Source organism: Actinomadura verrucosospora, from assembly GCF_039540335.1.
Taxonomy (GTDB): Bacteria; Actinomycetota; Actinomycetes; order Streptosporangiales; family Streptosporangiaceae; genus Spirillospora; species Spirillospora verrucosospora.
Map to the genome: position 1 here is coordinate 58,786 of NZ_BAABEV010000008.1, position 20,529 is coordinate 79,314.

Here is a 20,529-nt window from a genome sequence, read left to right on the forward strand (position 1 = left end):
CGACACAGCAGAGGAGTTTCAATGATCGTTCGTTCCCTCGGAGAGATCATCGGCACGGAGCGCGACGTGCAGGCGCCGACCTGGTGCAGCCGCCGCTTCGTCCTGGCCAAAGAGGGCGTCGGGTTCTCGCTGCACGAGACGATCCTGTACGCGGGGACCGAGACGAAGATGTGGTACGCCAACCACATCGAGGCCGTGTACTGCGTCGAGGGCCAGGGCGAGCTGACCAACGACGAGACGGGCGAGAAGCACAAGATCGAGCCGGGCGTGATGTACCTGCTCGACGGCCACGAGCACCACACCCTGCGCGCCCACACCGACGTGCGCACCGTCTGCGTGTTCAACCCGCCCTGCACCGGCCGGGAGGTCCATGACGAGAACGGTGTCTACCCCCTGCTGACCGAGGAGGACGCATGAGCATCATCGAGTCCCATCCGACGATCGACGACGCCTACCCGACCCGGAAGGCCTCCGAGGCCGCGCTGCTGTACCGCCAGGACCCGGTCGTGTACGGCAGGGCGGAGGACGGGCCCATCGACGGTGCGACCCTCGACTCCTTCGAGGCCAACGGGTTCCTGTCGGTCGACCAGCTGCTCGCGCCGGAGGAGGTCGAGGACTTCCGGGCCGAGCTCCGCCGGCTGTCGTCGGACCCGCAGATCCTGGCCGACGAGCGCACGGTGACCGAGCGCGGCTCGGACGAGGTCCGCTCCATCTTCGAGGTGCACAAGATCAGCGAGGTGTTCGCCGGACTCGTCCGCGATCCCCGCGTGGTCGGCCGGGCGAGGCAGATCCTCGGCTCGGATGTTTACGTGCACCAGAGCCGGGTCAACTACAAGCCAGGTTTCACGGGCAAGGACTTCTACTGGCACTCGGACTTCGAGACCTGGCACGCGGAGGACGGCATGCCCCGGATGCGCGCGGTGAGCATATCCATCGCGCTCACCGAGAATTTCGTGCACAATGGCGGGCTAATGATCATGCCTGGCTCGCACAAGACCTTCGTGGCGTGTGTCGGGGAGACCCCGGACGACCACTACAAGGAGTCCCTGCGCGGACAGGAGATCGGTACGCCCGACCCCGCCAGCCTGTCCATCCTGGCCGACAAGCACGGGATCGAACTGTTCACCGGACCCGCGGGCTCGGCGACCATGTTCGACTGCAACTGCATGCACGGCTCGAACGGGAACATCACCCCGTTCCCGCGCTCCAACGTGTTCATCGTGTTCAACAGCGTGGAGAACACGTGCGTCGAGCCGTTCTCCGCCCCCGCGCCCCGTCCCTCGTTCATCGGCGCCCGTGACTTCACTCCCGTCGGAGGCGACACCGCTCCGGAGGGGACCGCCGGCGCCTGAGCCGCACAACTCGATAACCCGATCCACCCCGCTCCGCGCCCGCAAGGGGGCCGTCCGGCCTCCCTGCGGGCGCGGAGCGCACCCATCACCAGGAGTTCGACGATGACTTCCTCGAGACGCGACTTCCTCCGCACCGCCGTCCTGCTGTCCGCCGCGGCGCCGCTGGCCGCGGCGGGCTGCTCCACGACGGATCCGGCGAAGGAGAAGGCCGGCGGCGGGACGCTGCAGAAGGCCAAGGACTCCGGGACGATCACGGTCGGGTTCGCCAACGAGGCCCCCTACGGCTTCACCGACAAGTCCGGGAAGCTGACCGGCGAGGCCCCCGAGCTCGCGCGCGCCATCTTCAAGAACCTCGGCATCGACGAGATCAAGGGCGTCCAGGTCGACTTCGGGGGGCTCATCGGCGGGCTCAACGCCAAGCGCTTCGACGCGATCGCCGCCGGCATGTTCATCACGCCGGAGCGGTGCGCCTCCGCGGCGTTCGCCAACCCCGAGTACGTCGCCAAGAGCGCCTTCATGGTGCCGCAGGGCAACCCGAAGGGCCTCAAGGCCGCCGAGGACCCGGGCAAGAAGGGCGCCAAGGTCGGCGTGCTCACCGGCGCGGTCGAGGCCGGGTACGCCGAGAAGACCGGCGTCAAGAAGGGCGACATCAAGACGTTCGCCGACCAGGCGAGCGCCTACGAGGGCCTGAAGGCCGGGCGCATCGACTGCATCTGGCTGACCCGCATCTCGCTCGCCGACCTGCTGACCAAGCACAAGGGCGAGGGCTTCGAGGTCACCGACGCGTTCACCCCCGTCATCGACGGCAAGGAGCAGCTCGGCGCCGGGGCGTTCGCGTTCCGCAAGGCCGACTCTGACCTGCTGAACGCCTGGAACGGCGAGCTCGCCAAGCTCCAGCAGGGCGGCAAGCTGCTGCCGGTCCTGCAGCCGTTCGGCTTCACCCAGGCGGAGATGCCCCGGCCGGAGGACACCGCCGCCAAGTTCTGCCAGGGCTGACCCGTGTCCGAGGTCCTCGACAGCTATCCACAGTGGCTGGACGGGGCGTGGGTCACCATCCGGCTCACCCTCCTCGGCGGCGCGCTGGCGCTCGTGCTCGCGCTCGTCTTCGGGATGGCGGGCACGTCGCGGCACGCGTGGGTGCGCGGGCTGAACCGCGTGTACGTGGAGTTCTTCCGCGGCAACGCCACGCTGGTGCTGCTGTACTGGTTCTTCTACGCCCTCCCCCTGATCGGTCTCCGGTTCTCCACGATGTTCGCGGCCGTGCTGGCCCTCGGCCTGAACGTCGGCGCCTACGGCGCCGAGGTGGTGCGCGGATCGATCAACGCCGTCCCGAAGGCGCAGTACGAGGCGACGATCGCGCTGAACTTCACCCCGTTCCAGCGCATGCGGCGCGTGCTGCTGCCGCAGGCGTTCGCGCTGATGCTGCCCCCGTTCGGCAACCTGATCATCGAGCTGATGAAGGGCACCGCCATCGTGTCCCTGGTGGGTCTGGTCGACCTGACCCGCGTCTCCAAGAACATCCAGGGCAGCACCGGCCAGACGGTGGCGGCCTTCACGGTCGTGCTCGTCCTGTACTTCGTGATCGCGCAGGTCCTGCAGCTGTTCGTCCGCTACGCCGAGCGGCGCGTGGACCGGATGCTGGGCCGCAGGCTGCCCCCTGAGCAGTCCCTCAAGACGATCGCGGCCGGCGCGCCCGGGGCGGGGGTGAGCGGCTGATGAGCTGGGACTGGCACTACTCCGGCGAGATCCTGCCCGACCTGCTGGACGGGCTGCGCTACACGCTCACCGCGACGCTGCTGGGCTACGTGATCGCCCTGGTCCTCGGGCTGGTGTGGACGCTGCTGCGCCGCTCCCCCAGCCGGATCTTCAACCAGGTGATCCGGTGGGTCACCGAGTTCATCAGGTCCACGCCGCTGATCCCGCAGCTGTACTTCGTGTTCTTCGTGCTGCCCGCCTGGGGCGTGACCATCGGGTCGCTCACCGCGGGCACCATCACGCTCGGGATCCACTACTCGACCTACACGGCCGAGGTGTACCGGGCCGGCATCGCCGACGTCCCGAAGGGGCAGTGGGAGGCGTGCACCGCGCTGAACCTGCCGCGTTCGCGGGTGTGGCTGGACGTCGTCCTGCCGCAGGCGATCCGGCGGGTGATCCCGACGCTCGGCAACTATCTGATCGCGATGTTCAAGGATTCGCCGATGCTGCTGGCGATCAACGTCGCGGAGCTGCTGTTCTCCGCGTACCAGGTCGGGTCCAAGACCCTGCAGTTCCTGGAGCCGATCACCATGGTCGGCCTGTTGTTCGTCGTGGTCAGCGTCATATCCTCGATACTCGTCCGCCGCTTGGAGAGGCGTTATGCCACCAATTGACACCGACGCAGTCGACCCCGGGGGCGCGGCGGACCGCGCGGCCCCGGAAGGCGCCGCAACGGCGCACGATCCCGTCCCGGGCGAGGCGGCCGCCGACGCGGGCGTGTCCACGGAGAAGGGCGCCGCCACGAAGGCCGAGCCGGCCGCGGAGCTGCCGCGCGGCGAGGCGCCGGGCATCCGCTTCGAGAAGGTGGTGAAGCGGTTCGGCTCCAACGTGGTGCTCCGCGAGCTCGACTTCACCGTGGCGCCCGGGGAGCGGGTGACGCTCATCGGGCCGAGCGGGTCGGGCAAGACCACGATCCTGCGGCTGCTGATGACGCTGGAGAAGCTCGACGACGGGCTGATCTGGATCGGCGACGAGACGCTGTGGCACATGGACCGCGGCGGCAAGCGCGTCCCGGCGAACCAGAAGCACCTGCACGAGATGCGCAAGCAGGTCGGCATGGTGTTCCAGCAGTTCAACCTGTTCCCGAACATGAACGTGCTGCGCAACCTCACCGAGGGGCCGGTGCGCGTGCTCGGGGTGTCCAAGGACGAGGCGGTCGAGCGGGCCCGCGGCCTGCTGGACCTGGTCGGCCTGGCGGACAAGGAGAACGCGCACCCCACCCAGCTGTCGGGCGGCCAGCAGCAGCGGGTGGCGATCGCGCGGGCGCTGGCCATGCAGCCGAGGGTGCTGCTGCTGGACGAGGTCACCTCGGCGCTCGACCCCGAACTCGTGGTCGGCGTCCAGGACCTGCTGCGCGACATCGCGCGGCAGAGCGACCTGACCCTGCTCTGCGTCACCCACGAGATGGCCTTCGCCAAGGACATCTCCGACCGGGTGCTGATGTTCGACCAGGGCCAGATCGTCGAGGAGGGGCCCCCGGACCAGATCTTCGGCGAGCCGTCCGAGCAGCGCACCCGCGACTTCCTGCAGGCCGTCCTCGCCTCCTGACCGGTCCGGGCCCGCCGGCCGTGACCGCGTCCCCCGCGTCGCCCGCGTCCCCGTCGCCCCGGGGACGCGGGCGACTCCCTTTGCGGGGCCGCCCGCGCGGGGCGGCGTCCGGGCCGGCGATCACCCCGCCCGCTCCCCTACCGAACGCGATTCTGTACCGTGGCGCCGACGGACGAGGAGAGCGAGGCGATGGGCACTTCGATCGTGGGGCTCGGCATGACCGAGCTCGGCAGGGTCTACGGGCGCAGCCCGCGGCGGCTCGCCGCCGACGCGGTGCGGCTGGCCGCCGCCGACGCGGGCCTGGCGCTCGGCGACCTGGACGGGCTGCTGGTCAGTCACGGCCTGGGCGGCTCGCCCGGGATCGAGCTGGCCGACACGCTCGGCCTGCGCGACCTGCGGCTGCTGGCCCTGGTCAACTCCTTCGGCGCGACGGCCGGGGCGATGGTCTCGTACGCGGCGATGGCGGTGCTGAACGGTTCGGCGACCACGGTCGCGTGCGTGTTCGCGGACGCGCCGCTGAAGCCGAAGCAGTCGGCGGGCTCGGCCTACAACCGCGACGGCCGCGGGAAGGAATGGTACGGGTTCGGGGGGATGACGGCGGCGCTCGGTCTGCGCAGCGTGAACTCCCACTACGCCCTCGCCGCCCAGCGGCACATGGCCCGCTACGGCACGACGAGCGAGCAGCTCGGCGCGATCGCCGTGGCGACCCGGCGGTGGGCCGCCGGCAACCCGCTCGCCCAGATGCGCGAGCCGATCACGATCGAGGACCACCAGCGCTCCCGCTGGGTGTCCGAGCCGCTGCACCTGCTGGACTGCTGCCTGGTGTCCAACGGCGCCGTCGCCGTCATCGTGACGAGCGCCGACCGGGCCCGCGACCTGGCGCGCCCGCCCGTGCACCTGTGGGGCTGGGGGCAGGGGCACCCGGGTCACCGCAAGGAGCGCGGCAGCGACTTCGGCCTGACGACGGGCGCCGCGGCGTCCGGCGCGGCGGCGATGAAGATGGCCGGCGTCACCGTCGCCGACGTGGACGTGTGCGAGCTGTACGACTGCTACACCTACACGGTCCTGGTGACGCTGGAGGACTACGGGTTCTGCGCCAAGGGCGAGGGCGGCGCGTTCGCCGCGTCCGGCGCGCTCGGGCCCGGCGGGCCGCTGCCGACCAACACCGGCGGCGGGCAGCTGTCGGCGTACTACATGTGGGGCATGACGCCCCTGTCGGAGGCCGTGATCCAGGCGCGGGGGGACGGCGGGGAGCGGCAGGCGCCCTCCACCGACGTGATCCTCGTCAGCGGGAACGGCGGGATCCTCGACCACCACTCCACGCTGGTCGTCAGCCCGCACGAGAAGGGGGCCTAGGCATGGACGTCGGCGTTCTGCGGCGGGACGGGCGGACCGACCCGTTCTTCGACGGCACGGCCGCCGGCCGGCTCGTCGTCCGGCGCTGCGAGGCGTGCGACCGGTGGTTCGCGCCGGACGCGAGCGGCTGCCCCGGATGCGGCGAGGAGGACCTCGGCTGGGCCGAGGCGAGCGGCGCGGCGACCCTGGTGACCTGGACGGTCCTGCCCAAGGAGCCACCCGTGTTCCTGGCGCTGGTCGAGCTGGCCGAGGGGCCGTGGCTGCACGCCCGCCTCGACGGCGTGGAGCGCGCGGACCTGCGGGAGGGGCTCGCGCTGCGCGCGGCGTTCGAGCATCCGGACGAGGGCGAGTCGTACGTGCTGTTCCGCCCCTGGACCGAACGCGGTTCGGTCCGTTAGCGTCGGGCCATGAACACCGAGGTCTGCGCACGGTTCGGCATCGAGTTCCCGCTGTTCGCCTTCAGCCACTGCCGCGACGTCGTCGCCGCCGTCACCAACGCCGGCGGGTTCGGCGTCCTCGGCGCCGTCGCGTACACCCCGGACCGGCTCGAAGAGGAGCTGCGCTGGATCGACGACCACGTGGGCGGCCGCCCCTACGGCGTCGACGTGCTCGTCCCCGGCAAGATCGACAAGGCGGCGGAGGGCGGCGGCGGCCTGGACGCCCTGCTCGCCGCCGTCCCCGACGAGCACTGGAACTTCCTCGTCGGACTGTTCGCCAGGTACGACGTCCCGCTGCCCGACTTCGAGAAGGCGAAGCGGTCCAACGCGCGCGGCGGGGCGCAGGTCACCAAGGAGGGCGCCACCGAGCTGATCGACGTGTCGCTCGCCCACCCGATCGGCCTCATCGCCAGCGCCCTCGGCACCCCTCCGCCGCTGATGGTGGAGAAGGCCAAGGCCGCCGGGATCCCCGTCGCCGCGCTGGTCGGCACGTCCGAGCACGCCCGCCGCCAGGTCGCCGCCGGCGTCGACCTCGTCGTCGCGCAGGGCGGGGAGGCCGGCGGGCACACCGGCGAGATCTCCACGATGGTGCTCGTCCCCGAGGTGGTCGACACGGTCGCGCCGGTGCCCGTCCTCGCCGCGGGCGGGATCGCCACCGGACGCCAGATGGCCGCGGCCCTGGCGCTCGGCGCGTCCGGCGTGTGGTGCGGCTCGGTGTGGCTCACCACCGAGGAGGCCGAGACGTCCCCGCCGGTCAAGGAGAAGCTGCTCGCCGCCACGTCCCGCGACACGATCCGGTCGCGATCGCGGACCGGCAAGCCCGCACGGCAGCTGCGGTCCGCGTGGACGCAGGAGTGGGAGGGCCCGGACAGCCCCGGCCCGCTCGGCATGCCGCTCCAGATGATCGTGGCGGAGGGCGCCATGCGGCAGATCACCAAGGTGGCCGAGTCCGGCAATCCGGGCGCCCGCGCCCTGGCGAACTACTTCGTCGGCCAGTGCGTCGGCCTGATGAACACCGTCAAGCCCGCCCGCCAGGTCGTCTACGACATGGTCGAGGACTTCGCCGACGCGGTGGAGCGCCTCAACCGCATCACCGGCGAGGAGTCGGCCACTCAGCCCTGAGGGCGTCGAGATGACCGGGCCGGGCCCGCCGGTCCGGCCCGGCAAGGGCGACGCCCCGGCCCCGGCGCCCGCTCAGTGCTTCCCTTCGGCGTACCAGATGGTGCTGCGGAGGTCGGTCCCCCTGATCACCTGGACGCGCCAGGGCTCCAGCCGCAGGACGTGCAGTTCCGGGTCCTCCGGCCCGCCGCGCCAGAACCGGCCCAGGTCGTACCCGGCGCCCCGCGGGCTCGTCCGCCGGTAGAGGTCCCAGACGCGGCGCTTGGTCTCCAGGTCGTCGTCCCAGGCGGCGACGGCGTCGATGCTGACCGCGTTCTGCCTCGGCGTCCAGTAGGAGAACGTGGTGTGCGGATTGCCGGCCAGATGCGCGGCCTTCACGGGCGTCCGGTATGTGGCGAGCCAACCCAGCGGGCGGCCGTCGCCGGTCTCCCAGACGGGGATGAGCACACGCGCGCGGGGCCGGCCCTTCGCGTCGACGGTGGTCATGGTCGCGTACACGATGTCGCCGATGTAGGCGTCGAACTGATCCCTGATCTCGGTGAACGACTTCACCTTCGTGGCCACTGGCGTCTCCCTTCCCGATCAGGCGGCGGTCTCGGCGGGCTCGGCGAGCGGGCTCCAGTCCGGGGTCGCGTCATCCGGGGTCGCGGGCGAGCGGAGGCCGAACGCGACCACGACCGCGCCCAGCACCGCCGCCGCGACCGGGACGGCGAGGGCGGTGCGCAGGGCGTCCAGGCCCGTTCCCGCGCCGAGGTCCTCCAGCCGGACCACCCCGTACGCCAGCAGCAGCATCGCCCCCGTGACGGTCAGTGCCCCGGCGATGTCGAAACCGCCCGGGCTCCGCACCGCGCCCGCGCCGGGGAGCAGGGCCGGCGCCGCCACCAGGATCAGCGCCGCCATGATGACCGGCGCGAAGAACACCCACCTCCAGCCGAAGGACGCGAGCATGCCCCCGGCCACCAGCCCCAGCGAGAACCCGCCCGCCGCCGTCCCCGCGTAGACGCCCAGTGCCCGGGTGCGCGCCGGCCCCTCGGGGAAGGTGGAGGTGACCAGCGCCAGCCCGGCGGGCGCCATGAACGCGGCCGCGACGCCCGTGAGGAAACGCGCGGCCAGCAGCATCCAGCCCCCGGTGGCGAATCCGCCGACGCCGGAGAAGACCAGGAAGACCGACAGCCACAGGACGAACATCCGCCGGTGCCCCAGCAGGTCGGCGGCCCGGCCGCCCAGCAGCATGAAACCGCCGTAGCCGAGCACGTACGCGCTCACCACGCCGCCGAGCATCCCCGTGGACAGGCCCAGGTCGGCGCGGATCGACGGCAGCGCGACGTTCAGCATCGCGACGTCGATCCCCTCTAGGAAGATCGCGCCGCACAGCACCATCAGGACGCCCCCTGCGCGCCCGTTCATTCGCTCGCTCGAATCGGACATCGTCGCCCGGCACTCCTTCGACGGAACCGGACGGGGTGGTTCCCCAGGTGACGGCCGGTTCCCTCCTGTCACCGGCCACATCGTCCGGCACTGTCGGTGAGATCAGAAGACGGCACTTCCGAGTCCCCCGGTTACCGCGCGGATACCGGCGCCGACGACGGCGTTCTCCGGGGGACCGGCGCGGACCGCGAGGTACATGATCAACCGTGTGCGACGATGGCGGGTTGCCCGTTCCCCAGCCCATCGCGGCCGATCCGCCCGGCGTGGTCCCCAGGCCGTGGATCACGCAGTGGTGGCGTGACCTGGCGTTCGTCCACTGGGCCGTGGAGCCGCGACGGGTGGCGCCGCTGCTACCGAAGGGCGTCGCTCCGGACACACTGCACGGGGCCACCTATGTCGGTCTCATCGCGTTCAGGATGGACCGGGTCGGGTGGTTCAGGCTGCCCGGCGTCCCGTACTTCGGGACGTTCCCGGAAACGAACGTGCGGCTGTACTCGGTGGACGCGCAGGGGCGGCGCGGCGTGGTCTTCCGGTCGCTGGACGCCGCGCGGCTGCTGCCCGTGCTGATCGCGAGGGCCGGGGTCCGGCTGCCGTACCAGTGGGCGCGCATGGCCATCCGAGCCCGGGACGACGTGATCGGTTACGCCAGTTCACGACGCTGGCCGGGCCCGCGCGGCGCCTACAGCCGGATCGCCGTGCGGATCGGCGAACGGGTGGAGGAGCCTTCGGAGCTGGAGCACTTCCTGACCGCCCGCTGGGGCATGCACACCGCCGTCCGCGGGCGTGTCGCGTTCCTGCCGAACGTCCATCCGCGGTGGCCGCTGCACCGGGCGTCGCTCCTGCGCTGCGAGGAGAACCTCGTGGCCGCGGCGGGCCTGCCGGGGCCGCTCGGGGAACCGGTCAGCGTGCTGTACTCGCCAGGCGTGCCGGTACGGTTCGGCCGCCCGGACGATCGATCGCTCCGCTGAGCCGCGCTACAGGACGCGGGGGCTGCGGCGTTCGAGGAGGACGACGTCCCTCCAGCGGCCGTTGAGGCGGCCCAGGCGTTCGCGGACGCCCACGGTGCGGAACCCGGCCTTGGCGTGGAGCCGCAGGCTGGAGGTGTTCTCGGGGAAGACGCCCGACTGGATCGTCCAGATGCCCTCCTCCTCGGTGGAGGCGATCAGGGCGGACAGCAGCGCGGCGCCCACACCCCGGCCCTGCGCACGAAGGCTGACGTAGACACTGTGCTCCACCACCCCGCTGTAGCAGCAGCGGTCGGAGACGGGCACGGCGGCGATCCAGCCGAGGACCTCGCCCGACGGGCCCGCCTCGGCGGCCACGTACCGGTGGCGCCCCAGCTTGGCGGCGTCGAACTGCGCCCAGGTCGGGGCCGTGGTCTCGAAGCTGGCCTGGCCGGTGTCCAGGCCCTCCTGGTAGATCGCCAGCACGCGGCCGGCGTCGTCCGGGCGCATGGCCCTGACGACGATGCCGGGTTCCTCGATCGGCTCGTTCATGTGCGTCCTTCCGGTCCGCGGATGTCAGCCCCATCCGCGAGACTTCTCCTCCATGAGCCTGCCAGAGGATTTGGACGAGTTGGCGCGAGCCGTCATCGACGAGAACCGGTACATGACCCTGGGGACGAGCGAGGCCGATCACCGGCCCCGCCTGTCGCCGGTGTACTTCACGCACGCCGGCTACCGCACGTTCTACTGGGTGTCCTCCCCGGACGCGCGACACTCCGGCAACATCGCCGCGCGCCCGGAGGTCGCCCTCGTCGTCTTCGACTCGAACGTGGAGATCGGGCAGGGCCGCGCCGTCTACGTCGACGCCGTGGCCTCCGTCGTTCCGGACGATGATCTGCCGCGGTGCTGCGCCGAGGCGTTCCCCGACGCCGGTCCGGGCGCGGTGGCCTTCCAGCCTGACGAGCTCAGCGGCGACGCCCCGCTGCGCCTCTACCACGCGGACGCGACCGGATACGAGGTTCACCTGCCGGGCCGCGACCCGCGCAACGCCGCCGGGATCGACACCCGGCGCCGCGTGCACCCGGTGAAGCAGACCTGAGCCCGCCCGTCACCCCTGGCCGGGGTCGCGCACCGCGGTGACGGCCATGGTGGCGTAAGGCATGACGAAGGAGCCCCCCATGGCGTCGACGGCCTCGCCGACGCCCTCCAGCACCCGCGCCCGGTCGGCCTCCGGGAGCCTGGTGAGCGTGCCGTGGGTGGGCATCTGGTCCAGCCACTCGTCGCGGGTGTAGGTGTGCTCCCAGTCGAACCGCCATTGCTCCGGCGCGCCGAAGCCTCCGGCGGCCCGGATCCCGTCGGCGGCCTTGGCGAACATCATCTGGTAGATCTCCATGGCCGGCCTGTCCGCGTGGACGGTGAACGGCGAGTCGGGCACGACCCGCCGGTAGACGGCGGCGAAGGCGTCCGCCACGGCGGGCGGGAGCTGGAACACGTGCCAGAACGCCGCCAGCCGGCCGCGCGGGCGCAGCACCCGCGCCGCCTTGGCCGCTCCGGCGACCGGGTCCACCCAGTGCCAGGCCGTCCCGGCGATCACGGCGTCGAAGTCCCGGCCCGCGGGGTCCCAGGACTCGAACGTCGCCTCCTCGACCTCCAGGCCGCCGCGCCGCGCGAAGGCGGCCATCCGCGCGTCGGGCTCGACGCCGAGCACCGTGCAGCCGGCCGACTGGAACTGGCGGGCCTCGATGCCCGTGCCGCAGCCGACGTCGAGGACGTCGGGGCCGGGGCAGGCGGCGGCGATCCGCTCCACGAGGGCGTCGGGATAGCGGGGCCGGGCGCGGTCGTAGCGTTCGGGGTCCGTGCCGAAGGACTCCGCCACCTCGCGGGCGCGATGCGGCTCGGGGGACGGGTCGGTCGCTATAATGGGCATGCGCCCACTATGAATGGGCGCTTGCCCACTCGTCAAGGGGGATCCGCCGTGCCGACAGGGGTCGCCATGCGCGACGTGCGCGGGCAGCTGTTCGACGCCGCCGAACGCGTCCTGCTGCGGGAGGGGCCGAGCGCGCTGACCAGCCGGGCCGTCACCGCCGAGGCGGACTGCGCCAAGGGCGTCCTGCACCGGCACTTCGCCGACTTCGACGCCTTCCTCGCCGAGTTCGTGCTGGACCGCGTGGACCGGATGGACGCCGAGGCCGCCGCCCTCCGCGACGCCGCCGGGACCGGCACCGTCGTCGGCAACCTCTCCGCCGCCCTGAGGGCCGTCTTCACGTCGGTCGCCGTCGCGATCCTCCCCCTCATCACCTTCCGGGACGAGCTGCGCGCCCGGCTGCGGCGGACCTGGCCGGCCGGCGTGCCGGTGCTCACCGAGGCCGTGGAGATGATCGCCTCCTACCTCGCCGCCGAGCGCGAACTCGGCCGCGTCGCGGTGGACGCCGAGGTCGACCTGCTCGCCCCCACCCTGGTCGGCGCCGCCCACCTGCTGTTCGCCGACCGGACCGCCGCCCCTCCGGACGACGAGGCCGTGCGCAGGACGGTCACCGGGGTCGTCGCGGCCGCGCTGCGCTGACCCTCCCCTACAGCCGTTCGACGACGATCCGGTCGTCCCGGACGGTCACCGGCGTGTCGAAGGCGGCGCAGGCCTTGGCGAAGCGGTCGATGATCCAGGCGCGGTCGGCGCCGGCGGCCAGGCGGGTGCGGCAGAAGTCCAGCCGGATCGGCACCGCCTCGATCCGGGACGGCCCGGCGGCGTCCAGCGTCACCAGGAACAGCAGGCCGAGGTCGTTGCGCAGCAGGGCGTCCACCGCGTAGTCGTCGATGAAGTCGCCCATGTCGAACACGACCGGCCACGCCACGGCGTGGAAGACGTGCGCGGAACTCCCGGCGACGAGCGTCGCGCCCGCGTCCACCAGCCTCCCCGCCGCGCGCCGGACGTAGGGCAGCGGCGCCGGGATCATGTTCGGCCCCCAGTGCGGCATGACCAGGACGGCGTCGTGGCCGCCGCGGAGCCGCCGGATCTCCTCCAGCAGGGAGCCGGGGACGCCGTCCTCCAGGTCGGCGAGGGCGACGCCCGGCCGGTCCGGTCCGGCGGCGAAATCGGCCGGATGGTCGGTGACTCCGACGACCGCGACCCGCACTCCCCCCGCCTCCAGGACGGCGGGCTCCCGCGCCCGCGGGAGGTCCTCGCCGGCTCCGACGGTCCGGATGCCCGTCCGCCGGAGGATGTCGAGCGTGTCCGCCAGAGCGTCAGGCCCGTAGTCCAGAGCGTGGTTGTTGGCGAGCGTCACGCAGTCGACGCCGAGGTCGGCGAGGGTTTCGGCCGCTGCCGGCGGCGCGCGGAAGTGGAACGGCTTGTCCGGCGCGTCCCACCGCCGTCCGCGCCCGGACACGCAGCACTCCAGGTTCACCAGGGCGAGGTCGGCCTCGTGGAAGACCTCGCGCACCTCCTCGGAGAACAGGCCGTGCGGGCCGGACGCGGCGATCTCCTCCGCCACGCCGCGTCCGAGCATCGTGTCCCCCGCGAGAGCGATCGTGATGGCCATCGCAGAACCCCCAGGACAGTCGTGCCCTGTTCGGGGACGGCTCTCACCGGTCGCGGCGAGATCGGCGCGGCGCGCTCAGGAGAGCGCGCGGCCCGGGCCCTTCTTGATCTGGTCGACGAAGAGCCGGGCGAGCGCCTGCTGCCCGGCGACCGTCGGGTGGTAGCTGCGCGGCTCCGCTTCGAGCGCCGCGAGGTTCAGCGTCAGGCCGTTCATGTAGGCGTCGCGGCTGCCGACCTCGTGGCCGGCGAACGCGCTGTAGGCGTCCACGAACTCGACGCTGCCGTGCCGGTGCCCGGCCACCTTGCGCGCGTCGGCCTCCGTCACCGACTGCCGGATCACCCCGCCCAGCTCGTAGGCCCGCGCGTTCAGCCAGCGCTGGTCCGGCACGGTGATGTTGTCCCCGTCCACGCCGCTGACCTCGGAGAACGCCTTCGGGTAGGACATCACGACCACCCGCGCGTACGGCGCCCGCGCGGTGATCTCGGCCAGCAGGGCGGGCAGGCTCCGCCGGAGCTCGGCCATCCGCCGGGCGATCTCCTCGCCCTGCGCGGAGCAGCCCCGCCCCCACGGCAGCTTCACCACGCAGCCGGCGAGCACCCGCGAGAACCCGACGTCGTTGCCGCCGATGCTGAGGGTGACCAGGCTGGTGTCCCGTCCGATGCGGCCGATCTGCGGGGGTTCGCCGCCCCGTCCGTCCAGCACGTCCTCGGTGGTCGCGCCGGAGCACGCCCAGAACGCGGCACCCTTCGCGAAACGGAACGCCCGTGAGACCTCGTGGAAGTACGCCTTGGACGTCCGGTGGCACCGGTCGAGCGGATTCTGGTCGCCCACGGTCGCCTCCGCCCCGACGCCCGCCGAGTACGAGTCCCCCAGCGCGACGTAGGCGCCCCGCGTCGCCACCTCGGCCGGGGTGATCGTCCGGGTGCCCGCGACGACCGGGTCGGCGCGCCGCTCGGGGTCCGGAGTGTGGCACCCGGCCCCGAACACCTCGCACCGCGCCGCCGGCATCGCCACCAGAGGGACGACCGCCAGCGCCAGCAGCAGCGCCAGGAGCGCGAGCGCGGCCCTCCGCTCGCCAAGACGGCCCCGCACCCACGCGACCGGGCTGATCATCGCTCTCCTCCGTGCACGCACCGGACGTCCATGGGCCAGACGTCCGCCGGGCGCCCCAGGTTCCCGCCTTTACATTGTAGATCTTTAACTGGGACGCCCGAGCGGCGCCCACATGACCAGCCGGGGGCCCAGCTCGTGCAGGCCGGCCTCGACCTCGGCGTCCCAGTAGGCCGCGATCCCCGGCCCCCACCGCTCCCGCGGCAGTTCCGCGAACCCGTGCCGGGCGTACCAGGGGCCGTTCCACGGGACGTCCCGGAACGTGAGCAGGCTGACTCCGGGCGCCCCGGCCGCGGCGGCCCGCGCCTTGACCTCCTCCAGGAGCAGAACGCCGATCCCGCGCCCCACCAGGTCTCCGCGCACCGAGATCTGCTCCAGGTGCGCGGCCCCGTCGACCTCCTCGACGGCGGCGAACCCGACCGGCGGGTCCCCCGCCACCACGATCTCCGCGCCCTTCCCGATCACCTGCTCGACCACGGTCGGGCCCGGCGGGAACACGATCCCGATCTCGCGGAACATCGCGTCCCCCGAGTTCTCGATCTCCGCCAGCCCCGGCAGGTCCTCGGCCCGCGCCGTCCTGACCTCATGCCCCATGCCGCGATCGTAGGCGCTCCCCCGGACCCCGTCCTCCCGATTATCCGGCCCCTGGTCAGGCGTAGAAGCGCATGTGCCAGTCCATCGGCGGCTCGCCGTAGGAGTCCGCGGGCGGGCTCGGGCCGAACTCGACGGCGCTGCCCTCGGCGAGGACGGCGATGGTCCCGGCGGCCTCGACGCCCGCGCGCCAGTGCTCGGGGACGGCCCGCGAGCCGTACCGGGCGCCGAGGAGGTTCCCGCAGACGGCCCCCGTGGAGTCGCTGTCGCCGGAGTGGTTGACGGCGAGCAGCATCCCGCGCGGGACGATCTCCAGCGGGTACCCGCCCGCGGCCTCGGCGGCCAGCGCGGCGTGGACCGCGATGGCGAGGGCCTCCGGACCGGTGAACCCGCCGCCGAGGCTCTCCAGCCGCTCGGGCGCCGGGCCGCTGAGCGGCAGCGCCAGCGCCTTCTCCAGCGCCGCCGACGTCTCTTCGTGCCCGGCATGCTTGCGGAGCTCCGCCATGGCGACCCTCAGCGCGTCGGCGAGGGCGGCGCCGTGGACGAGCGCCGACACCGCCACGGCGAGCGTGCCCGCGGGGAGGCGGCCGGACGGGTGGCCGTGGGTGAGCGCCGCCGTGCCCTGCCCCCGGGCGAAGACGGCCCCCGGATCGGGATGCCCGAAACCGCACGGCGCGGCCCGGACCGTCCCGGCGGAGCCCTTGGAGTCGTTGACGGGCTCGTCCACCGTGCCGAGCGGCCACCCCGGCTTGCCGCGCTCCGCCGCCCTGCGCAGCGCGGCGAGGGTGGTGCGGCCGGCGCCGCGTCCGGCCGTCACCGCCGGGTCGCGCAGCGCCGGACCGCTCACGAGCGAGTCCTGCTCCGGGATCCGCTCGCCCTGGGCGCGGAGCCACGCGAGGTAGTTCGCCTGCGCCAGCCCGAAGTACGCGCCGCCGATCCCCCTCGCCCGGGCCCGGATGGACGCCTGGACGCCCGCCTGCGCGGTGAGCAGGCTCAGCTGCGTCGCCTCCCCGATCTCCGCGCGCCGGGGAAGCCCGGTCACGCCCGCCGGTCCGCAGGCCGCGCGGATCTCGGCGAGCGACATCCCCTCCACGGGACGTCCGAGCGCCTCACCGACCGCCCCTCCGAACAGGCACCCCAGCATCCGATCGCCCGCCGTGTCCGCCATTCCCGACACGCTACCGATCACGTCCCGCCCCGCCGAACCGCCCGGGAAACCCCACCGGCGGCCCCGGCCCCCTCCGCCGGCAGGGTGGCGGCTCCCTCCCGGAGGGGAGCCGGATCACGCGCACGAGGGAGGCCCCGCACCGGGCGCAGGCCCTTCACTGTCCGTGCAGGCAACCGCACGACCGGAAGGGCGAACATGCTGAGGAACGCAACGGCGGTGGTCCGCCGGATGCACGGCCATACCGTCGAGGACGCGCCGCGGTGGGCGGTCGTCTCCGCCTACGCCGCGAGCCTGGTGGTCCTGCCGTCCTGCGTCTGGCGGATCGCGCTGGGCTTCGGCGCTCCGATCGGGCCGCTCCGCGGGGACGCGAGCGACGCGCGGGGCGACGTCCCCGCCTGGCTCCCGATGTGGGGATACACGATCTTCCTCAGCGTCCTCAGCGAGGCGCTGGCCTTCCTCGCCGTCGGCCTCGTCTCCCGGTGGGGCGAGGTCGTCCCGCGCCGGGTCCCCGGGCTCGGCGGGCGCAGGGTGCCGGTCCTGGCCGCCGCCGTCCCGGCGGGCGCGGGCGCCGCCCTCCTCACCGTGGGAACGCTCGTCGCCCTGCCCGGCTTCAACGACTTCACCGCCCCGGACGGGACCGCGGTGCGGCTCGAGGGCTGGAGGCTCGTCCTCTTCGCCGTCTCCTACGGCCCTCTCGTGGCCTGGGGTCCCCTCCTGGCAGCCGCGACCATCGCCTACTGCCTCCGCCGCAGACAGCGCCCCTCCCCCGCCGCCCTGACCACGCGCTGAACAGCCAACACCAGAACAGGGCCGCCCCGGCCAGCTCCCCACACCGCTGGGACAGCTAGCCCGTGGCGGCCTCGGGCTTTTGGGCGTAGAGCGCGTCCCTGGCAGGAGACCCAGTGCGCGGTGTCAGTGACACAGCGATGCACCGCGGCCCTCTGCAGGCTGTCACGGGTCAGTTGGGCGCCCTTGCCCAAGCGAACCACCGGCCACGACCTGAGGGCACTGAAATTGGGCTGCGTCCGGGACGTGGCCGGGGGCATGCTGAGGCATGGCGTGGAAGCTGACCGGCGATGTCGAAGAGTTCCTGGCGCGCGCGGAGGGATTCTTGTGCGCCGATCCTGTGGCGAACACTGTGCCGCTGACGGTGACCAAGGCGATCCGGACCCTGGGGCCCGACCTGTACCCGAAGGCGCTGTTCGGCTGGTGGACGGCGGGTGGCGACGTCGCGGGCACCTGCGTGTGGACGGGGCCGTATCCGGTCCTGCTGAGCGCGATGCCGGGGCCTGCGGCGTCGGAGCTGGCCGAGGTTCTGGCCGGACGTGAGCCGGCGGTCCCCGGCGTCAACGGGACACAGGAGACCGCCGAGAACTTCGCGGACGCGTGGACCCGCCGGACCGGAAGCCCGGCCCGCGTCGCGCGGCACGAGCGGCTCCACCGGCTGGCGGGTCTCGACATGCCGGACCCGCCGCCGGAAGGCGCCGCGCGCGTCGCGGACGTCGGCGACCAGGATCTGGTGCGCGACTGGTACGCGGCGTTCCGCCGTGACGCCGGCGGCCACGGCGACCCGAACACGGCGATGATCGACGGGCGGCTCGCGGAGGGCGGCATCGTGCTGTGGGAGGCGGGCGGACGCCCGGTGGCCCTGGCGGGACGGACGCCGGCGATCGCGGGAACGGCGCGCGTGGCGCCCGTCTACACCCCCGCCGAGCACCGCCGCCGCGGCTACGGGGCCGCGGTGACCGCCGCCGTCACCCGCGCCGCCCAGGACGCCGGCGCCGAGGAGGTCGTGCTGTTCACCGACCTCGCCAACCCGACCAGCAACGGCGTCTACCACCGCCTCGGCTACCGCCCGGTCGAAGACCGCCTCGTCCTCGCCTTCCCGTCACCCACCCGCCCCTGAAGCGGCCATTCCCGCCGATCGCTCCCGGCGGGCCGGTGGGCGCGTCCGGTCTGGGCTGGGGTTCGCGGGGTCGGTGGGCCGGTGTTGCCGGCGGGGCGTCGTCGGCCGGGGGCTACTTGACGCCGGCCTCCTTCATGTCGCGGAGTTCGCGCTTGAGTTCCTTGATCTCGTCGCGGAGGCGCGCGGCCAGTTCGAACTGCAGGTCGGTGGCGGCCTGGTGCATCTGGTCGGTCATCTGCTCGATGAGGCCCTCCAGCTCCTCGCGGGGGCGCTCGCCGACCAGGTCGGCGGCGTGGCGGCCGGCCTCCCTGGTGCGGGACGCGAGGCCGGGGACGGGCGCCTTGCCGCGGCTCTGCTGGCGGCCGGCACCGCCGATCAGGGTCTCGGTGTCGGCGTCCTCGCGGGCGAGGGAGTCGAGGATGTCGGCGATGCGCTTGCGCAGCGCCTGCGGCTCGATGCCGTGCTCCTCGTTGTAGGCGCGCTGCTTGGCGCGGCGCCGGGTGGTCTCGTCGATCGCCCGCTCCATGGACGGGGTGACGGTGTCGGCGTACATGTGGACCTGGCCCGACACGTTGCGGGCCGCGCGGCCGATCGTCTGGATGAGGGACGTCTCCGAGCGCAGGAAGCCCTCCTTGTCGGCGTCGAGGATCGCCACGAGGGAGACCTCGGGCAGGTCGAGGCCCTCGCGGAGGAGGTTGATGCCGACGAGGACGTCGAAGTCGCCGGCGCGCAGCTCGCGCAGCAGCTCGATGCGGCGCAGGGTGTCGACCTCGCTGTGCAGGTAGCGGACCTGGATGCCGAGTTCGAGGAGGTAGTCGGTGAGGTCCTCGGCCATCTTCTTGGTGAGGGTGGTGACGAGGACGCGCTCGTCGCGCTCGGTGCGCTCGCGGATCTCGTGGATGAGGTCGTCGATCTGGCCCTTGGTGGGCTTGACGACGATCTCCGGGTCGATCAGGCCGGTGGGGCGGATGACCTGCTCGACGACGTCGCCCTTGACGCGGTTCATCTCGTAGGGGCCGGGCGTCGCCGACAGGTAGACGGTCTGGCCGATCCGGTCGAGGAACTCCTCCCACTTCAGCGGGCGGTTGTCCATGGCGGACGGCAGCCGGAACCCGTGCTCGACCAGCATCCGCTTGCGGGACGCGTCGCCCTCGTACATGGCGCCGATCTGCGGGACCGTCTGGTGGGACTCGTCGACGACGAGGAGGAAGTCTTCGGGGAAGTAGTCGAGGAGGGTGTTCGGGGCGGTGCCGGGGCCGCGGCCGTCGATGTGCCGGGAGTAGTTCTCGATGCCGGAGCAGGTGCCGACCTGCCGCATCATCTCGATGTCGTAGGTGGTGCGCATGCGCAGGCGCTGCGCCTCCAGCATCTTGCCCTGCCGCTCCATCACGGCGAGGGTCTCCTCCAGCTCGGCCTCGATCTGGCCGATGGCCCGCTCCATGCGCTCGGGGCCCGCGACGTAGTGGGAGGCGGGGAAGACGTACAGCTCCTCGTCCTCGGTGATCAGCTCGCCGGTGAGCGGGTGCAGGGTGGCGAGCTTCTCGATCTCGTCGCCGAACATCTCGATCCTGACGGCGAGCTCCTCGTACTGCGGGATGATCTCGACGGTGTCGCCGCGGACGCGGAAGGTGCCGCGGGTGAAGGCGAGGTCGTTGCGGGTGTACTGCATGCCGACGAGCTGCCGGAGCAGGTCGTCGCGGTCGATCTCCTGGCCGACCTTCAGCCGGACCATCCGGTCGACGTACTCCTGCGGCGTGCCCAGGCCGTAGATGCAGGACACGGACGCGACGACGACGGTGTCGCGGCGGGTGAGCAGCGAGTTGGTCGCCGAGTGCCGCAGCCGGTCGACCTCGTCGTTGATCGAGGAGTCCTTCTCGATGTAGGTGTCGGTCTGCGGGATGTACGCCTCGGGCTGGTAGTAGTCGTAGTACGACACGAAGTACTCGACGGCGTTGTTCGGCAGCATCTCGCGCAGCTCGTTGGCGAACTGGGCGGCAAGGGTCTTGTTCGGCTGCATGACGAGGACGGGCCGCTGCAGCTTCTCCACCAGCCACGCGATCGTGGCGGTCTTGCCGGTGCCGGTCGCGCCGAGCAGCACGTTGTCCTTCTCACCGGCCGAGACGCGGGCGGCGAGCTCGGCGATCGCCTGCGGCTGGTCGCCCGACGGCGTCATCTCGGTGACGACCTCGAACGGCGCCACGCGGCGCCGCAGGTCCGTGACTGGGCGCATCGACACTCCCCCTGGATTCGGCCATCTCCCTGCTCTCCCAACTGTATGC

At 72.6% G+C, this 20,529-nt stretch carries 23 protein-coding genes; 14 read left to right on the forward strand and 9 right to left on the reverse strand.

Translation table 11 applies throughout. The features are described 5' to 3' along the window. Positions 1-21: 21 nt before the first annotated feature. The 9 genes from ABD944_RS11830 (at position 22) to ABD944_RS11870 (ending at position 7,570) form a co-directional block, all read left to right on the forward strand. Positions 22-417: an ectoine synthase gene (locus tag ABD944_RS11830; RefSeq protein WP_089312209.1), complete on the forward strand. Its 396-nt coding sequence runs from the start codon at positions 22-24 to the stop codon at positions 415-417. Next, positions 414-1,352 carry an ectoine hydroxylase gene (thpD, locus tag ABD944_RS11835; RefSeq protein ID WP_345175304.1) on the forward strand — a complete coding sequence of 313 codons (939 nt, stop codon included), beginning with the start codon at positions 414-416 and terminating at the stop codon, positions 1,350-1,352. The genes ABD944_RS11830 and thpD overlap by 4 nt, the downstream gene beginning before the upstream one ends. A gap of 102 nt (positions 1,353-1,454) precedes the next feature. Then, positions 1,455-2,348, forward strand: a complete 894-nt coding sequence (gene ehuB, locus ABD944_RS11840; RefSeq protein ID WP_345175306.1) for an ectoine/hydroxyectoine ABC transporter substrate-binding protein EhuB — start codon at positions 1,455-1,457, stop codon at positions 2,346-2,348. A 3-nt stretch (positions 2,349-2,351) separates the two neighbouring features. Continuing rightward, on the forward strand, positions 2,352-3,068 hold the full coding sequence (gene ehuC / locus ABD944_RS11845; RefSeq protein ID WP_345175308.1) for an ectoine/hydroxyectoine ABC transporter permease subunit EhuC: 717 nt from the start codon (positions 2,352-2,354) through the stop codon (positions 3,066-3,068). Continuing rightward, on the forward strand, positions 3,068-3,721 hold the full coding sequence (gene ehuD / locus ABD944_RS11850; protein WP_345175310.1) for an ectoine/hydroxyectoine ABC transporter permease subunit EhuD: 654 nt from the start codon (positions 3,068-3,070) through the stop codon (positions 3,719-3,721). The genes ehuC and ehuD overlap by 1 nt, the downstream gene beginning before the upstream one ends. After that, entirely contained in the window at positions 3,708-4,655 is a 948-nt protein-coding gene (gene ehuA, locus ABD944_RS11855; RefSeq protein ID WP_345175312.1) for an ectoine/hydroxyectoine ABC transporter ATP-binding protein EhuA, read from the forward strand. Before ehuD ends, ehuA begins: the two co-directional genes overlap by 14 nt. Before the next feature lie 189 nt (positions 4,656-4,844). Next, positions 4,845-6,011 carry a thiolase family protein gene (locus ABD944_RS11860; RefSeq protein WP_345175314.1) on the forward strand — a complete coding sequence of 389 codons (1,167 nt, stop codon included), beginning with the start codon at positions 4,845-4,847 and terminating at the stop codon, positions 6,009-6,011. A 2-nt stretch (positions 6,012-6,013) separates the two neighbouring features. After that, positions 6,014-6,409 (forward strand): Zn-ribbon domain-containing OB-fold protein, encoded by a 396-nt coding sequence (locus ABD944_RS11865; protein ID WP_345175316.1) that lies wholly within the window; start codon positions 6,014-6,016, stop codon positions 6,407-6,409. Between the two features lie 9 nt (positions 6,410-6,418). Then, complete coding sequence (locus ABD944_RS11870) at positions 6,419-7,570, forward strand: NAD(P)H-dependent flavin oxidoreductase (protein WP_345175319.1); 1,152 nt, start codon at positions 6,419-6,421, stop codon at positions 7,568-7,570. A 72-nt stretch (positions 7,571-7,642) separates the two neighbouring features. On the opposite strand, the gene ABD944_RS11875 is transcribed toward ABD944_RS11870, so the two are convergent. After that, positions 7,643-8,131 carry a pyridoxamine 5'-phosphate oxidase family protein gene (locus ABD944_RS11875; protein WP_345175321.1) on the reverse strand — a complete coding sequence of 163 codons (489 nt, stop codon included), beginning with the start codon at positions 8,129-8,131 and terminating at the stop codon, positions 7,643-7,645. A gap of 18 nt (positions 8,132-8,149) precedes the next feature. Next, positions 8,150-8,995 (reverse strand): MFS transporter, encoded by an 846-nt coding sequence (locus ABD944_RS11880; protein WP_345175323.1) that lies wholly within the window; start codon positions 8,993-8,995, stop codon positions 8,150-8,152. A gap of 224 nt (positions 8,996-9,219) precedes the next feature. Between ABD944_RS11880 and ABD944_RS11885 the strand changes: the two genes are divergently transcribed. Continuing rightward, positions 9,220-9,963 carry a YqjF family protein gene (locus ABD944_RS11885; RefSeq protein WP_345175325.1) on the forward strand — a complete coding sequence of 248 codons (744 nt, stop codon included), beginning with the start codon at positions 9,220-9,222 and terminating at the stop codon, positions 9,961-9,963. A 6-nt stretch (positions 9,964-9,969) separates the two neighbouring features. On the opposite strand, the gene ABD944_RS11890 is transcribed toward ABD944_RS11885, so the two are convergent. Beyond that, positions 9,970-10,491, reverse strand: a complete 522-nt coding sequence (locus ABD944_RS11890) for a GNAT family N-acetyltransferase (protein ID WP_345175326.1) — start codon at positions 10,489-10,491, stop codon at positions 9,970-9,972. Positions 10,492-10,543: 52 nt separating this feature from the next. On the opposite strand from ABD944_RS11890, the gene ABD944_RS11895 reads away from it, so the two are divergent. Beyond that, positions 10,544-11,038 carry a pyridoxamine 5'-phosphate oxidase family protein gene (locus ABD944_RS11895; RefSeq protein WP_345175328.1) on the forward strand — a complete coding sequence of 165 codons (495 nt, stop codon included), beginning with the start codon at positions 10,544-10,546 and terminating at the stop codon, positions 11,036-11,038. A gap of 9 nt (positions 11,039-11,047) precedes the next feature. On the opposite strand, the gene ABD944_RS11900 is transcribed toward ABD944_RS11895, so the two are convergent. Next, positions 11,048-11,866 (reverse strand): class I SAM-dependent methyltransferase, encoded by an 819-nt coding sequence (locus ABD944_RS11900; RefSeq protein ID WP_345175330.1) that lies wholly within the window; start codon positions 11,864-11,866, stop codon positions 11,048-11,050. Positions 11,867-11,932: 66 nt separating this feature from the next. Here ABD944_RS11900 and ABD944_RS11905 point away from each other — a divergent pair, with 66 nt between their 5' ends. After that, complete coding sequence (locus ABD944_RS11905) at positions 11,933-12,502, forward strand: TetR/AcrR family transcriptional regulator (protein WP_345175331.1); 570 nt, start codon at positions 11,933-11,935, stop codon at positions 12,500-12,502. Between the two features lie 7 nt (positions 12,503-12,509). Here the strand turns inward: ABD944_RS11905 and ABD944_RS11910 are convergent, their stop codons facing one another. The 4 genes from ABD944_RS11910 to ABD944_RS11925 form a co-directional block, all read right to left on the reverse strand. Beyond that, positions 12,510-13,475: a CapA family protein gene (locus tag ABD944_RS11910; protein WP_345175332.1), complete on the reverse strand. Its 966-nt coding sequence runs from the start codon at positions 13,473-13,475 to the stop codon at positions 12,510-12,512. A 75-nt stretch (positions 13,476-13,550) separates the two neighbouring features. Continuing rightward, the gene (locus tag ABD944_RS11915) at positions 13,551-14,588 is read right to left on the reverse strand and encodes an SGNH/GDSL hydrolase family protein (protein ID WP_345175335.1); all 1,038 of its coding nucleotides are present in this window, start codon (positions 14,586-14,588) and stop codon (positions 13,551-13,553) included. A gap of 84 nt (positions 14,589-14,672) precedes the next feature. Further along, positions 14,673-15,179, reverse strand: a complete 507-nt coding sequence (locus ABD944_RS11920) for a GNAT family N-acetyltransferase (protein ID WP_345175336.1) — start codon at positions 15,177-15,179, stop codon at positions 14,673-14,675. A 55-nt stretch (positions 15,180-15,234) separates the two neighbouring features. Then, the gene (locus ABD944_RS11925) at positions 15,235-16,344 is read right to left on the reverse strand and encodes an ADP-ribosylglycohydrolase family protein (protein ID WP_345175337.1); all 1,110 of its coding nucleotides are present in this window, start codon (positions 16,342-16,344) and stop codon (positions 15,235-15,237) included. A gap of 195 nt (positions 16,345-16,539) precedes the next feature. On the opposite strand from ABD944_RS11925, the gene ABD944_RS11930 reads away from it, so the two are divergent. Beyond that, complete coding sequence (locus ABD944_RS11930; protein ID WP_345175339.1) at positions 16,540-17,133, forward strand: hypothetical protein; 594 nt, start codon at positions 16,540-16,542, stop codon at positions 17,131-17,133. 361 nt (positions 17,134-17,494) lie between these two features. Next, positions 17,495-18,250 (forward strand): GNAT family N-acetyltransferase, encoded by a 756-nt coding sequence (locus ABD944_RS11935; RefSeq protein WP_345175341.1) that lies wholly within the window; start codon positions 17,495-17,497, stop codon positions 18,248-18,250. 112 nt (positions 18,251-18,362) lie between these two features. Here the strand turns inward: ABD944_RS11935 and uvrB are convergent, their stop codons facing one another. Beyond that, the gene (gene uvrB / locus ABD944_RS11940; RefSeq protein ID WP_345175342.1) at positions 18,363-20,480 is read right to left on the reverse strand and encodes an excinuclease ABC subunit UvrB; all 2,118 of its coding nucleotides are present in this window, start codon (positions 20,478-20,480) and stop codon (positions 18,363-18,365) included. Between the last annotated feature and the right edge of the window lie 49 nt (positions 20,481-20,529).